The organism is Bacillus sp. Hm123, assembly GCF_051842975.2.
Classification (GTDB): Bacteria; Bacillota; Bacilli; order Bacillales; family Domibacillaceae; genus Bacillus_CE.
Window position 1 is genome coordinate 3298423 of the sequence record NZ_CM200277.1, and the last position, 15243, is coordinate 3313665.

The following is a 15243-nucleotide window of genomic DNA, read 5'->3' on the forward strand; positions in this document are numbered from 1 at the left end:
ACTGCAATCAATCGGAAATATGTACATTTAAAACCATAGCATAGGTATCAAATGAAAAATGTAAAACTATTATAAATATTTAACAGATATAACAATACCCCTTGATATATATAGGTTTTTCCAGCTATTCATATGAATAATTACAACAATTGATCAATTAAACTTTACAATCTGTTTACAAAAAAAGGTTAATTATAAAGTAATAGGTCTTTTTTAATATGTATTTTGAACATAACAAAAAGCCAAATTCTCCTTTACTAAGAATCTGGCTTTGGATCATTAATATTTTACACTTTAAACTGATTCACTAATTGAACTAGTTCTTCTGATAGTTCGTTAAGCGTCGCTGTACTTGACGCGATTGCTTCCATAGAAGCTAGTTGCTGTTGGACAGAAGCTGATGTTTGTTCAACACCAGCAGCCGACTCTTCTGAAATGGAAGAGAGTTCTTCGTTATACTGACTAATTCTATCTCCGCCTGTTTTCACTTCGCTAATGCTTTGAACGATGTTTTCAATCGATGAAACCATGCCGGAAACGGATGTTGAGATTTGTGTAAATGTTCCGCCTGTCGCTTTCATCTGCTCGTTGCCACGTTTCGATTGCTCTACTCCGTCTTGTAAAGTAGCCACGATTTCTTTTGAATCATGTTGAATTCCTTCAATAATCGTCGTAATTTCATTCACTGATTGACTAACACCATCTGCTAGTTTACGAACTTCATCTGCTACAACAGCAAAGCCTTTTCCATGCTCCCCTGCTCTAGCCGCCTCAATCGCAGCATTTAAAGCTAATAAATTCGTCTGATTCGAAATGTCCTCAATCACGTTGACCAGCTTAGAAATTTCCGCATTTTTATGATCAAGCTCTTTCACTTTAATCATTGAATCAACGACAATGCTCGTAATGTTCTCCATATCGGAAACGGATTGATTCATTAACTCACGACCATTCGTAGCACCTGTATATACTTGCTTCGACTCTTCATTTAAATGGCGACCACTCGCTTCAATATCACTAATTTCCTGATTTAAATCGTTCATCGTTTCCGCAGCATCTTGAACAGCGCTCGCCTGCTCTTCTGCGCCACCCGCCAACTCTTGCATCGTACTGGAGATTTGCTCACTGCCAATTTTCACTTCATTAGAAATTTGCGTAAGTTCTTCGCTTTGTTGATTCACCGTTTGCGAAATACCAACAATTTTCGACACCATGAGCGCCAGATTATCCTTCATTTGATTGACTGAATCAGCTAAAATCGCTGTTTCATCCTTATTATTCACTACTACTTTCTCCACTAATAAGTTGCCTTTAGCGATCTCTTGAATACCGTCCGTAACTGCACGTAAAGGGCCTACAATATTCCGCGTTAACCCAACAGTAATAATCACTCCAAGTAACAGTGCTACACCAAGAAATAGGAAGGTTTGCATTTTTGCGCTTTGATAACTATCCTTCGATTTCTGTGCCGCTTTATCCGCTTGCTCTTCATTAATGGCCACAAGGAAATCTAAGTTCTCCTGCATCGCATCAAATAGGACTTTATCCTTCTGCAAATTAAATTGAGCCAATTGTTGTTTCCCTTGACTACTAAATTGAATCGTTTTTTTATTATCCGCTAAAAATCGGTTCCAGTCCGATTGTAGCTCATCAAAATGTTGCCGATCTTCATCTAAGTAAATCGTTTTTTCATAAGCAGCCATCACCTTTAAAATACTATCATTCCTCTTGACAAGCTCTTTTTCTATTTGCTCTTTCTCATCTTTATCTTGTGATTGTATATGCATTAATGTGAGAGATTTCACATTCTCTGTCTCATAATTAATTCTATTAATACTCGCTACCCCTGGCATCCAACTATCCACGATTAACTCTGATTTCTCATTCATGACACGCATCTTCGTCAGACTCAACATGGACACTATAGTGAGCAGTAATAAAATGATTCCAAATCCTAGCATAATCTTCTTCCCAACCGACAATTTCAAACAAATTTCCTCCTTTTTTTCAGCTATTTAAATATTTTATCGGAGACAAACTCAAAACATTAATACCTTCTCAAAAAATAGCCAACTGGGTATGTCAGGTAATCGATACGGAGTCAATCCCATAAAAAAAAGCGCAATCAAGTATGTCTCTTTTGCGCTTTTCTTCTTTAAAAAAGTGTTTATTTACTTGTCGCTTTCTTACAGCATTTTAGCCTAAGATCACTTAAAGCCATCTAAGGTGCTTGTTGATTGTATGTCGTTTTCACCTAACCGTCAGGCTCTATATTCTATCCACACAAACTAGCGCCTTTTTTCAATGACTTTCTCGCTTATTACAACCCCGATACTAAAGACCCCTTTATCTATAGTTCTATTATACTATAATCTATACCCTTCTCTCCTTACTTTTCTTCGACATTTTCCAACAAATTCACATCATATTAATTGCCCCACACGAATGGGCTATAAGATTCCCACCTCAACACGGCAGAAGAAGCGCAGACATGCAATTGAATTCAAAATTTGAACAATATTTACAAAATTATAACAATCACACCATAGTTATATATTACCATTACTGATACACTATGAATGAAACAATCAAAGGGGGTAGGGAAAATGGAGGAGAATCCAAATTATAAAATATCTACAAAAACGATGTTGCTCAAGGAAGAGTATCACCTAGATTACAACACGATCATTTATGATGTCGATGGTATTTACTACACAAAGCAAACAGTGAAGTCGTTGTTGAATGCCGCTTGTATTGAAAGAGCTAGTACATATGATGGAAGAATTCAAGCCGCTCGGGTAGAAACTACTTGTATGAAAAAAACACCTCTGATTATTTGCCCATTTGAAAAGCTCTATGCCTTTCCCATTGTTTCACCAAGCAACTATGGCTGTCCTTGGTTTTTCCCAAGGCATATCGTTCAAGCACAACAAGAAAAAAAGGGGCTATTAAAAATCGAATTCAGCAATGGCATCTTCACCTCTATTGAAGGCTCACTCTATACGTTTAATCGACAAAGAGAGCGTGCAGACCATTGTCTCAATCACTTCTCTAACAAGTTGTATCGCCAGTTAAAATGGGACCGTCTCTTTGGTTAACAGAGACAAGCATCTAAAAAAAGAAGAACTAACCTAAACGGAAACATATATAAAAACCCTTACCTAGAATTAGGTAAGGGTCATTTAAATCTAATGCTGAATTTACTTAGACACTGTTACTCCAGCTTTTTGAGCAACATTATTAAGGTCAAGAATATCTTGTTCTGCTACATCTACTTCTACAGTAGTTAAGCTGCTTACCTTAGTAGCATCTGCAACAGTAAGAACTAACTTTCCACCTTCTACAACTTCTGCTGCTGTGAAGGCAATTGCTGCTCCTTTGCTATCTACAAGCTTGATTTCATCTTGAATATCAGCTGCTGTAGCGGCATCAGTTAACTTAATAGCTTCTGTATATGTAACAGTTAGCTTAGTTAAATCAGTTGCAACAATAGACTTAACCTCAGGAGCTGTGTTATCAGACACTTCAAGTACTTTAGAGAACTGATCGCTTACTTTGTTATCTAACGTTTGAATCGCATTCACACGGAAGATAGCCTTTTCGTCATTTGCTTTTACAAAACCACTTGGAAGTGTAATAACCACTTTCGTTTGGTCAATAGAAGTATCTGCCTTCTTTGCAAATTCAATGTTAGTATCAGCAGGAAGAGCTACTCCGTTAAGTTGATATGCAGAAGGGTTTAGGGCTGAACCTGTACCAGTAGCTTTTACTTTTTCACCAAAATCAACCGTGATCACATTTGCATCTACCGTAGCATCCTTAATAGTGAATGAAGTTTCAACTGGCTTTCCTGCTTCAATCACATCAACATTGAAAGCATACTTTGCACTCTTATTAGGAGCTAACGCTTTGTCTACTACGAAACCTTCAGCTAAATCAAAGCTATATTCGTCTGTTGCTAATCCATTAGCTAATGTGAAAACAACCGTTTTTGCATCTTCAGCAGAAACTTGAGCATCCGCTACAACAGAAGCTACAGGTAAAATTTCACCTTTTGAGTTCACTACAGCCGCTTTAGCTAGTGTTGGAGCTGCCACTTCCTCGTTATATGTTACAGAGAAAGAAGTCACTTTACCATCAGTTGTTGAAGTAGCTACTTTAACAACTTCCGGAGCTGTTGCATCTTTAGAAACGACTACATCTGTTGCAATTTCAGAAGCGTTTTTGTTTCCAAGCGTATCAACTAGTGCTTCTTTTGCAACAGTTAAAGTAACTGTATCAGAATCTCCATTTTTAAATAAATAACTGTTATTCAAAGTTACAGTATATTCCTTTTTATTTTTAGGATTAACCGCAACATCAGTTACAATATTTGTGGCGAACGTTCCAATTTTACCAGTTATGTTTAATGTATCTGCTGCTAATTCTTTATCAACAGTAACGGTTACTTTGTTTTCTCCTGCTGGAACAACACTCAAGATTGAAGGTGCTACATTGTCAACTGTTACACTTACTGCAGCTTCTTGCATATCTTTAACGTTACCAGCAGCGTCCGTTGCATTAACAACTGTCACATCATATGTTTTAGTTGCATCAAGGTCAACAGCAACCGTTGCTTCTTTTCCATTTACAGCAGCACTGTAGTTCACACCATTGATTTTAACGGTATCAATAGAAACCACTTCTTCATCGAATGATAATGTGATTTTCTTCAAGCCGTCTTTAGTATCTTTAATAGTTGAAGTAGCTGTCGTTAAAACAGGAGCTGCTTTATCATTTACAGTTACTTTTGCGTTAATTGGGCTAACGAACTGACCTTTCACATCTTTAATAATTTCAAAAGGAACCTTAACTGTATAGTCACCTTTAAAAATCTTAGTTGCAGTCAGAGTAAGCGTCTTTCCATCTTCGCTTAATGTTTGAGTAACTCCCTCAAAGTCTGCCGCACCTTCACCAGCCACTACAGTGATCACGTCTTTTTCATCTTTAACTAAAGTTTTCGCATCAACTGCTTTGTTGAACTTAACTTCAATTGTTTTAGCGTCAATCGCCTTTACACTTTCAACTTTAGCTTCAGCTGGAGCTACGTCTAGTGTCTCCGCTCTGTATAAGAATACAGCAAAGTCACCACGGATGATGTTGTCATGTGTTCCGAATGTAGTTTCTGATTTACCTGAAGTGATTTCGTTTTTCACTAATGCATTCACTGCATCTGTGTAATGACCGCCTACGTCAGAGAATTTGTTTTCGACGCCTGCTCCGTCTAAGTCGTAAGCTTTAGTGATTAATTTCGCCATTTCTCCACGAGTTAATGGATCATTCGCACCAAACGTTGTTTCTGATTTACCATTGATGATTCCTGCCGCTTTAAGTGCGTTAACTGCACCTTGACCACGAGAGCTAACATCAGTGAAGCCAGCGTCTGGAGCCTTGTCTGTATCTAACTCAAGTGCTTTAGCAAGCCAGATCGCTGCATCCATACGTTTGATTTCTTGATTAGTACCGAACGTTGTTTCAGACATCCCTTGAGTAACGTTGTTTTTTACTAAGTAGTCAACTGCATCCTTCACACGATCATTGACATCTGTGAACTCCGCTGCGAAAGCTGGAGTTACTGCTGTTGCTACTAGAGTAGCTGTTGCTGCAGTAGCAACAAATTTACGATAAGATTTTGCTTGGAAACCCATATTAAAAAACCCTCCAAATAGTTTATTAAATACATATAGCTATATGTATTTCTGCCATAATGAGAATAAGGTGCTAACCTTTATAGAATAAGGAACTACTACCAAACTTACATTTCAAGCCTACCAACCTTGCATTTATATTCCTTACCCTCCACTAAAATATAACCTTAGGAGAAACATTTTTCTATATTAAAGTAATGGATGTATTTACATATTTTTCAATAAGATAATTAATTTTCTAATCAATTAAATTTATTATTTATTAAAAAAAGCCCCACGAAGATTTCTCTTCGCAGAGCTTTCCTAAAAGTATGAATTCAAAGAACGATTACACCTCTCGATTCCTCTGTACTTCATTCGTTAATTCATCAATACTCTGCCGAACATTCCCTTTTCCCGAAAGATTCTCTAATAATTCCTTCACATCAATGCCAGCCGATGCTTTAAGAGACTCTTGCATCGTTGACATCAGGTTCGTCGTGTAGCCAGTAATTTTGTTAGCCCCACCATTTTGGCTATCGCTACCTGTATCAACGACCGTAATTTTGTCGATGTTTCCTAGCGGGCTAGCGACTTGCTTCGCGTATTCTGGAAGCATTTTAATGATCATATCTAAGACGGCTGCTTCGCCGAAATGTTCAAAGGCTTCGGCAATTTTACGTTTCGCTTCCGCTTCTGCAAGACCTTTCATCCGAATAATATCCGCCTCTGTTTCCCCGCTCGCTCGTTCCGCATCAGCTTTCGCCAATCCATCTAAGCGAATTTTCTCCGCTTCCGCCTTTGCCATCGCTTCCACTCGATACTTATTCGCTTCCGCTTCTGTCATTTGCTTCGTCTTCTCGGCTAATGCTGCTTGCTCCACCGCATAACGATCAGCATCGGCCTTTTTCTTCACTTCCGAATCATATTGACGCTCCCGACGCTGAATTTCTTTTTCTTCGAGCTCAATTTGCTTTTGACGCTCAATAATCCGAATTTGCATTTCCTGTTCCGTTACTTCTTGCTTCGCCCGTGCCGTTTCGAGATCGTATGCCTGATCTGCTCGGGCTTTCGCCACATCTTGTTCCCGACGATAATCCGCCACTTTTAATTGATTTTCCTTCTCCGCTTCGGCAATCTCTGTCGCTCGCTCTAGTTCCGCTTTCTGCGCTTCCTTCGTCGCTTCCGCTTTTTTAATTCGTGTTTCTTTCTCGGCTTCCGCTGTTGCAATATCAGCATCACGCTTCACTTGAGCGATTCGCGGCTTCCCAAGAGAATCTAAATATCCATTCTTATCACGAACATCTTTAATCGTAAAGGAAACAATCACTAGCCCCATTTTCGCTAAATCCTGTGACGCGACACGCTGCACCTCTTGCGAAAACTTATCACGGTTTTTATAAATTTCCTCGACCGTCATCGAGCCTAAAATCGAACGCAAATGACCTTCCAACACTTCTTTCGCTTCATTTTCCCGATCCTCTTTCGACTTCCCTAAGAACTGCTCGGCTGCTGTCGCAATTTCACCGATCGATCCGCCGATTTTGATGATCGCCGTTCCATCTGCCATCACCGGAACTCCTTGCTCTGTATACACTTCCGGCGTCGTCACTTCTAACTTACTTGACAACAAACTTAAAGGTTCCGACTGTTGAAATACCGGAAAAATAAACGTACCGCCACCGCGAATAATCTTAATCTTATTCCCCGAATCATCAACGTGTACATTCTTATTGCCTAAGTAACTACCCGTCACAATCAATGCCTCATCGGGCCCTGCGGTTTTGTATTTCGATACATACACCCCAACTAGAGCCACCAACAAAAAGGCTACTACACCAATAATCGTCCATACAACCGTCATAACAACACCCTCCTATTGTTGATCTTGAAACAGTGGATCATATGCTTGTACATACAACACACCTTTTTGCACATCAATAATCAATACCGTCGTTCCCTCGGCAATCGGCTGATCATCAAAAGCACAAGCAGGCTTCGAAATCATCCCGCTACTACTTTCAATAACCACTTCCCCAAACCCATCTTTCGGAATCGGAATAATCACCTTCCCCGTTCGCCCGCTTAACGACTCCTCCGTATACACAAGCGACTCCTCCGCCGACGACAACGGAATCAACACAAAATAATAAAGCAAAAAATCAAACACAACAGCTATACCGACAGCAATAAAAAGAATATAAAGACTCGTTAAAGAAGAAAACCTTTCCAAACAATAACCAACAGCAGAAACAATCGTCACAAACGCTAATACAACCGTAGGATTAAAAAATGGAATCCCATCATCAGCCCCACCAAGCACATCGCCAAAAAGAACGTACAAAATAGTCATTGAAGCTGAAGCAATCAAAAGAAATAAGTACACAGTAAGAATGGGGAACCCGAATAACTCCAAGTGTGAACCTCCTTTCTCAGGTGGTTAAAAAGAATATCGTAAATTAACTTTATATTCTTACTATTTTATACGGTAATAGGTGGGGATAAGTTTCATTTTTGTTAATTTTTTTAATTAGAAAGAGGTGTTTTTGTTGATTGCTAATAAAAAAAGAAAAGCCCCGCAGAGATTTCTCTCCACAGGACTTTCTTCATTCAGATTACTATTTAATAAATCAACTGAATTACCTAGTAATCTAGTAAAATCACAAATATTTTCTATAAACTAATTATTTCTTTGTAATATTTGTGATTTGAGTAGCATCAGTAGTTACTTCAAATGTTACTGTTTGAGTTGCTCCTGGTGCTTTAGAGATTTTAGCAGTTAATGTTACTGTTGCAGGACCTGCAACAAATGCACCTGCATTAGAAAGTTTAGTTGCATCTGAAGATTCCCATGCAATTGTTGTTCCGTTTGCACCTGAAGTAGGTAATGTTCCTAAGTCAGCACCTCCAACAGTTGGTGTAGCTAATGCTGTTACATCTGCATCAATATCAGCATTTGCTTGATGTTGTGCTGCTAATGATGCACTGTACTTCACTTTGTTGGCATCTAATTTAATTGTTGAACCTTCTTTTGCTTTGTTGTTTGCTTTATCTGTAACACCCATTGTTTTATCAGTTTGTTGATCTTCTGCAACAACTGTGATTGTTGATGCTTGAGATACGTTAACTTGTTGTGCAAGTTTTAATACTAGCTTATGGTCTGCTTTGTCACCTGAAGCTACCGTGTCTACAGAATCAACTTCAAACTCAGAACCGTTAAGAACTACTTTAAAGTCATCTTCTGCATTAGCTGTTGAGATATTCAACGCTTCGTTGAACGTTAATTCGATTTTGTCTGTTTTTGTTTTGTTATCAACAGTTTCTGTACCTACATAGTATACAGCTGATGCCAATTCTGGTTTCACGTTATCTGTTACTCCAAACACTAACTCAGCTGGTGCTTTTGTTTGAAGTGAACCTACAATGATTGAATCTGATTCAGTTTTCACATTAGTTGTAACACCGAATTTGTATTGTGTTGAAGTTTTGAATGTACCTTCTGGGAATACAATACGAACTGTTTGACGATCGCCAACAAAGTCTGCTGTTGTTCCAGCTGGTAATGTTTTACCATCCAATGTGTAATTAGCAACATTGCGTGCTGAATCACTCATTTTTTGATCATATTTGAAAGTGATTGTATTTTTCTTTGTATCGATTACCAATTTGTCAGCTGCATCTTTCCAAATTCCTGAACCAGCAGATGTTTCTGTAACTTCTGGGAATTTGTGCTCTACATATTTAAAGTTAGATGATGCTTCTTTACCAACAGAAACAACGATTTTATCGTTTTTCACTGTATTAGCAAGATAGTGTTCTACACTTGAAAGATTCACAGCGTTTTTAAATTTATCTGCTTTGAATTCTACTGTGTATGGTGCATCTTTAAGTTTAGTATTTTTCGAGAATGTTACATTTTGACCATCGACATCGGCATTAAATCCTTCAATAATAACGCCATCTTTATCACGAACTACAAAATCTGTTCCTTCAGTTAATGCAGTTCCCGCTGCTAGCGAGTTTGTAAATTTCACTACAAGTTCATCTGCTGCTGTATCTTCTTTTAATACTGTTGTTTCCACAACTGGTTTTGTGTTGTTTTTGTTTAATGTAACATTTTGAACTGATTTTTTACCGATTAAGCCGTCTGCTTGGAATTTCTCAACTGTTACTGTCAAGTTAACTGCTGCTTCACCTGAACGGTATAATGGATTTTCTTCATCTTTGTTGTCAGAGTTATCCGTTACTACTACCCAGATACCTGGTTTAGATTTGTACAGACCTACTGTTGCATCAGCTTTTGTTGCACTATCTGTTACTACAGGATCATCATAATTTTTATCAGCATTTTGGAATTCATGTGTACCTTTATTTACAGTTACAACTGAATCTTTATCAAGTGTTACTGCTGTATTTGTGTACACGAAGAAACGGTTTGCATTTACTGCTTCAATACCAGTTACTTCAGGTGTTGTTACTTGATCTGTTACTGTGTATGAGCCCGTTAATACGCTTGCTACTTTCTCGTATGATGCAGCTGTATCTGCAACGTCGAAGATAACCACTTCATGCGTACCTACTTTTTTAGCTTCTGCTTTTGCAGCTGGATCAGTAATAGCAATTGTATATTTGTATTCGCCTGCTTCACCAAGGATTTCAGCATTGCCATCTTTAGCTTTTACAGGTTTTAAATCTTTAGAGCCGATTTCAACTCCATCGATTTTTACAAGTGTAACATCGTTTCCAGATTTATCTGCATCAACTGGACGATTGAATGCTAATTCAAGGTTGTCACCTTTCTTAGCAACACTTACTAAAGCTGGTGCAGCTGTTTCAGAGAATGTAGCTTCGTTTGATACAAATTTCTCTAATTTTTTACCGTCTTTAGAAAGAATTGCATCGTTAGTTTGGATAACATATTTGTCTCCATTTTGGAATGCAATCGCTTGTTGATCAAGTAAAAGCGTTGCTGATTTTCCATCTTTTGATAGATTAATATCAATAATTTGTCCAGTTGGAACTGGTGTGTTATTGATTTTCAAGTCATAGTTCGCAGCGTTTTCTGCTGTTTTCTTGTCAACTGGTTGAGTGAAAGTCACTTTTAATTCAGAAGCGTTAATTGCACTTACACCGGCAACTTTAGCTGCTTCTACTGGTTTTGGATTTTCAGCTCTGTATAAGAACACAGCTAAGTCACCACGGATGATGTTATCATGTGTTCCGAACGTAGTTTCTGTTTTACCTAAAGTGATTTCGTTTTTCACTAATGCATTAACTGCATCTGTGTAATGTCCAGCCACGTCAGTAAATTTATTTTCTACGCCTGAACCACTTAAGTCGTAAGCTTTAGTGATGATTTTCGCCATTTCACCACGAGTTAATGGATCATTTGCACCGAATTTAGTTTCTGTTTTACCGTTGATGATACCTGCTGCTTTAAGTGCGTTAACTGCACCTTTACCACGAGCACTAACGTCAGTGAATCCCGCATCTGGAGCATTTTTTGTGTCTAATTTAAGCGCATTAGCAATCCAGATTGCCGCATCCATACGCTTAATGTTTTCGTTAGTACCGAATTTAGTGTCAGTCATACCTTGAGTGATTTCTTTCTCCACTAGGTAGTTAACTGCATCCTTCACACGATCGTTGATATCTGTGAAACCTGCCGCGAAAGCTGGAGTGACAGCTGTTGCTACTAGAGTAGCTGTTGCTGCAGTAGCAACAAATTTACGATAAGACTTTGGTTGGTAAGCCATGTAATAGTTCCTCCTGTTTTGTAAAGTTTTCTTTTAAAATATGAAATCAATCTGCAAAAAAGCAGATTGTTCCTTAACATGTGACAAGAGCCTCTCTGTTAAAAAAGGAAATCCGTGGATATGTATGTAACATTCGGACAGATTAACAGATTTAAACTCAGTTACTATTCTATCAAAGTGCTATTTTTTTTCAACTATTTTTTCAGCCTTTTAACTTTTCTCTATTAAACTGTAACAATTGTAAGACTTTAGTAAACATCGAATTATTACTGAGAGTTCAATGGATAAATGTTCCTGAAAAATAATAGCTTCCCTATTATAAACTATTGTCCTAGGAAATTAAAGGATTAATTCTATAAAATATGGTTATAATGCTACTTTTTTTAAAAAAAATTAGAACATTCTTAGGAAATGTTTCGCTAGGATACAAATAAAAACCCCGAGAGGTAATCTCCCGGGGTGACATATTCTTTCCTATATATGTGTTATTTTTGTGTACAGTTGGCGATGGGCTTCGGCAAGCTGTTGAAGCGAGAAACGTGTGGAAGCAAAGTGATAGAGCTGATCGCCCATTTGCTGTAGTTGATCTTTGCGAGTGATCGCTTCCCGCAGTGCTTGTTCGTATGCTTTCACGTCTCTCGTTGGAACGATCCAGCCGGTTTGTCCGTGGTCGATTAGTTCACCAACGCCGCCGACATCGGTGGTGATGATCGGTACGTGTTGATTGGCCGCTTCTAATAAAGCGAGCGGAAAGCTTTCGCTATAAGAGGCTAAGAGCGCCAAGTCGGAGGCGGCATAAATATGGTCAACGTCCGAGCGGAAGCCTAAGAAATGAACGTGACGCTCAAGCTTACGACGAGTTACTTCATTAATGAGTTCGTCTTCAATCGGCCCGTCACCGACGAGCAATAAGTGCGGTCGATCCTCTTCTGAAAAGGCGGTCATCGCTTCAAATACGACTGTATGCCCTTTAATCGCATGAAGGCGAGCGACCATCGCCATCACAAAGTCGTCCTCCGTTAAGCTCCATTCCCTACGAGCGAGCGGCGTCGCTGTTTCGTTCGTAAATTGGATGCCGTTGTAGACGGTTTGGATTTTGTCACTGTTGATGCCAAGCTTGATTAAATTTTGCTTAAAGCGTTCTGATACGGCGAAATAGCCGTCCATTTGTTTTACCGCATACATACTTAATGAGGTGAAAATTTTTCCTTTAATCCCCGATTTGACGAAATCAAGCGCTGGATCACTATGGACGGTCGTGACCCAGCGGATGCCGGTTTTCTTTTTGATGTAAATGCCAAAAAGATTGGCACGCGGGCCGTGGGTATGTAAAATATCGAAGCCTTCTTGTTGAATGAAGCTTACGAGCTTGTTCAATACGGATAGGTCGTAGCGGGAGCTTTGTGGGAAACACTCGGTGCGGATGCCGCTCTCCCTCGCCTCTTGTGACAGTTGCCCTTCTTGAAAGACGGCGAGCGTCACTTCTTCTGCTCGGAATTGTTCGAGCAATGTAATAACGTGCTTACGCGAGCCGCCCTTTTCTCCGCCGCTAATTAAATGAAGCACTTTCATAGATTGCACCTCCAACATACAAGAAAGGCTTTAAAGCGCATAGCGTTTTAAAGCCCTTCAAGGTTATTTGCTTACGAGTATTTTGAGTAAGAATTTCGGTAAAGCCAGTTGGCGTTTGATTCGCTTCGGTTCTTTCATAAGGCGATACAGCCATTCTAAGCCGAACTTGCGGTAAAAGGCTGGCGCTCGCTTTACTTTTCCTGAATAGACATCGAAGCTACCGCCGACACCTTGGAACACTTTCACATTCGGAAGCTTCGGCATATTTTCACGAATCCATAGCTCTTGGCGCGGGCTGCCGAGTGCAATGAACAGGAGCGCTGCTTTCGATTCGTTAATTTTTTGCACGAGCGCTTCTTGGTCTTGGACATAGCCGTTTTCATAGCCAACGATGCGCAAATTCGGAATCGAGGCTTCAAGCTTTTCCTTCGCCGTACGCACGACTTCTTCCTTCGCGCCGTAGAAAAAGACACCATGCCCTTCTTGGGCGGCAAATTGGAGCAAACGGCCCATCATATCGACGCCCGTCACCCGCTCGCGAATGTCGCCATTTTTCAGCTTAGAGGCAATGATCATGCCGATGCCGTCGGGAATTTGGTACGTTGACTCGTTAATTAATTCTTTGACGAGCGGATCACGACCAGCGGTGATTACCTTTTCCGGGTTAACAGCAATAACAGTTGATGGCAGATCATCCGCCATACGTATTTTGATGTCATCAATGATTTCATCGTACGTATACGGCGAGACTGATACGCCTAAATATTGTTCTTTCTCCATTTGGAACATCCTAATTATTTATTGGTTTATTCGCTTGGATCGCTTGAAGATTCGTTAAGTCGCCGATGCGATACACGGTAAGAGCGGCTTCTTTTTCAAGGTGCGAACAGTTTTTCGTATCAAAGATGACTGGTGTATCCATCTTGGCGATCAGCTCTTGCGGATTTAACGCTTTAAACTCATTATGATCCGTCAAAATAACGACAAGGTTCGCCCCTGTGATCGCTTCTTCAAAAGAAGAAAGCTTGAAAGGTACTTGCTCATCGCGAACGTGCGGGTCATGAATACGCACGTCAAAGCGCGGATTCGCTCGTACTTTCTCAACGATTTCAATCGCTGGGCTTTCACGAACGTCATCAATATTTCCTTTGTATGTGAGGCCGAAGAGCGCAATTTTTGGCGTTGGTAGTTCGGCCGTTAATTTAATGATTTGCTCGATCACAAAGTCCGGCATTGAGTTGTTAATGTCGCGTGATAGCTGAATCATTAACGCTTCTTCCGGTGCTTTTTCGACGATGAAATACGGGTCAACCGCTAAGCAATGGCCGCCAACTCCTGGCCCTGGCTGATGAATGTTGACGCGCGGATGGCGATTGGCAAGCTCGATCACTTTGTGAGAATCGACGCCTAGACGAGCGGCAATTTTCGTTAATTCATTCGCTAACGCAATGTTGACGTCACGGAATGTGTTTTCCATCAGCTTCGACATTTCCGCCGTGACTGCTTCTGTTTCTAGCACTTCACCTGTAACGACTTGACGATAAACATCCGCCGCTTTTGTCGCCGCTTCCTTCGTTAAGCCACCGACAATACGCGTATTTTCCACAAGCTCGATTAAAATGCGACCAGGTAGCACACGCTCTGGGCAATGCGCAAGGTATACATCTTGTTCTGGGTCAAAGCCCGCTTCTCGAATGATCGGCGCAACGACATCATCCATCGTCCGCGGTGGGATTGTCGATTCTACGATGATGATGTTTCCTTTTTGCAAATGAGGCACGACCGCTTTTGTGGCGCTTTTGACGTACTCGACATTGGCGGTGCAGTCTTCATGAATCGGTGTCGGTACAGAGATGATGAATACATCCGCTGCTTCCGGCTCTAATGACGCGCGCAGCTTGCCGGCATCGACAACTTCTTTCACGACTTCCGGAAGACCAACCTCCTCAATAATGATTTCACCTTTATTTAATCTTTCAACGACTTGTTTGTTTACATCTACTCCAACAATATCAAAGCCAGCGCGAGCGAAAACAGCCGCAGTTGGCAATCCAATATATCCTAAACCAACAACACAAATCTTCTGCATGGCAAAAAATCCTTTCTAATTACAACTAGTGTGGATTGAATTTAATAACTTAACATAGTATAGCAAATTCGCTTTCACCTTGCACTAATTTCGTTGAATGTGGGTGGGTGAAATGATAAAATGAAGTTTAGCTTTTTAAGCGTATTTGACTGACGAGGAG

At 40.0% G+C, this 15243-nt stretch carries 9 protein-coding genes and 1 pseudogene; 1 reads left to right on the top strand and 9 read right to left on the bottom strand.

Annotated features, from left to right (window positions below):
• Nucleotides 1-287: 287 nt before the first annotated feature.
• The gene (locus ACSVDJ_RS17235) at nucleotides 288-1235 is read right to left on the bottom strand and encodes a methyl-accepting chemotaxis protein (protein ID WP_439167925.1); all 948 of its coding nucleotides are present in this window, start codon (nucleotides 1233-1235) and stop codon (nucleotides 288-290) included.
• Nucleotides 1233-1988, bottom strand: a pseudogene (locus ACSVDJ_RS17240) (MCP four helix bundle domain-containing protein); the annotation flags it as partial. The gene ACSVDJ_RS17235 and the pseudogene ACSVDJ_RS17240, both read right to left, overlap by 3 nt.
• Before the next feature lie 618 nt (nucleotides 1989-2606).
• Here ACSVDJ_RS17240 and ACSVDJ_RS17245 point away from each other — a divergent pair.
• Nucleotides 2607-3098 (top strand): competence protein ComK, encoded by a 492-nt coding sequence (locus ACSVDJ_RS17245; RefSeq protein WP_439167533.1) that lies wholly within the window; start codon nucleotides 2607-2609, stop codon nucleotides 3096-3098.
• A gap of 102 nt (nucleotides 3099-3200) precedes the next feature.
• Here the strand turns inward: ACSVDJ_RS17245 and ACSVDJ_RS17250 are convergent, their stop codons facing one another.
• The 7 genes from ACSVDJ_RS17250 to ACSVDJ_RS17280 all read right to left on the bottom strand — a co-directional run bounded on the left by ACSVDJ_RS17250 (nucleotide 3201) and on the right by ACSVDJ_RS17280 (nucleotide 15083).
• The gene (locus tag ACSVDJ_RS17250) at nucleotides 3201-5687 is read right to left on the bottom strand and encodes an S-layer homology domain-containing protein (RefSeq protein WP_439167535.1); all 2487 of its coding nucleotides are present in this window, start codon (nucleotides 5685-5687) and stop codon (nucleotides 3201-3203) included.
• Nucleotides 5688-6015: 328 nt separating this feature from the next.
• Nucleotides 6016-7530, bottom strand: coding sequence for a flotillin lipid rafts scaffold protein FloT (floT, locus tag ACSVDJ_RS17255; RefSeq protein ID WP_439167537.1), 1515 nt, complete (start codon nucleotides 7528-7530; stop codon nucleotides 6016-6018).
• A 12-nt stretch (nucleotides 7531-7542) separates the two neighbouring features.
• Complete coding sequence (locus ACSVDJ_RS17260; RefSeq protein ID WP_439167539.1) at nucleotides 7543-8082, bottom strand: NfeD family membrane protein; 540 nt, start codon at nucleotides 8080-8082, stop codon at nucleotides 7543-7545.
• 268 nt (nucleotides 8083-8350) lie between these two features.
• Nucleotides 8351-11422: an S-layer homology domain-containing protein gene (locus ACSVDJ_RS17265; RefSeq protein ID WP_439167541.1), complete on the bottom strand. Its 3072-nt coding sequence runs from the start codon at nucleotides 11420-11422 to the stop codon at nucleotides 8351-8353.
• 474 nt (nucleotides 11423-11896) lie between these two features.
• The gene (locus ACSVDJ_RS17270; protein WP_439167542.1) at nucleotides 11897-12994 is read right to left on the bottom strand and encodes a glycosyltransferase family 4 protein; all 1098 of its coding nucleotides are present in this window, start codon (nucleotides 12992-12994) and stop codon (nucleotides 11897-11899) included.
• Between the two features lie 63 nt (nucleotides 12995-13057).
• Nucleotides 13058-13774 carry a WecB/TagA/CpsF family glycosyltransferase gene (locus tag ACSVDJ_RS17275; RefSeq protein WP_439167543.1) on the bottom strand — a complete coding sequence of 239 codons (717 nt, stop codon included), beginning with the start codon at nucleotides 13772-13774 and terminating at the stop codon, nucleotides 13058-13060.
• 10 nt (nucleotides 13775-13784) lie between these two features.
• The gene (locus tag ACSVDJ_RS17280) at nucleotides 13785-15083 is read right to left on the bottom strand and encodes a nucleotide sugar dehydrogenase (protein ID WP_439167545.1); all 1299 of its coding nucleotides are present in this window, start codon (nucleotides 15081-15083) and stop codon (nucleotides 13785-13787) included.
• Between the last annotated feature and the right edge of the window lie 160 nt (nucleotides 15084-15243).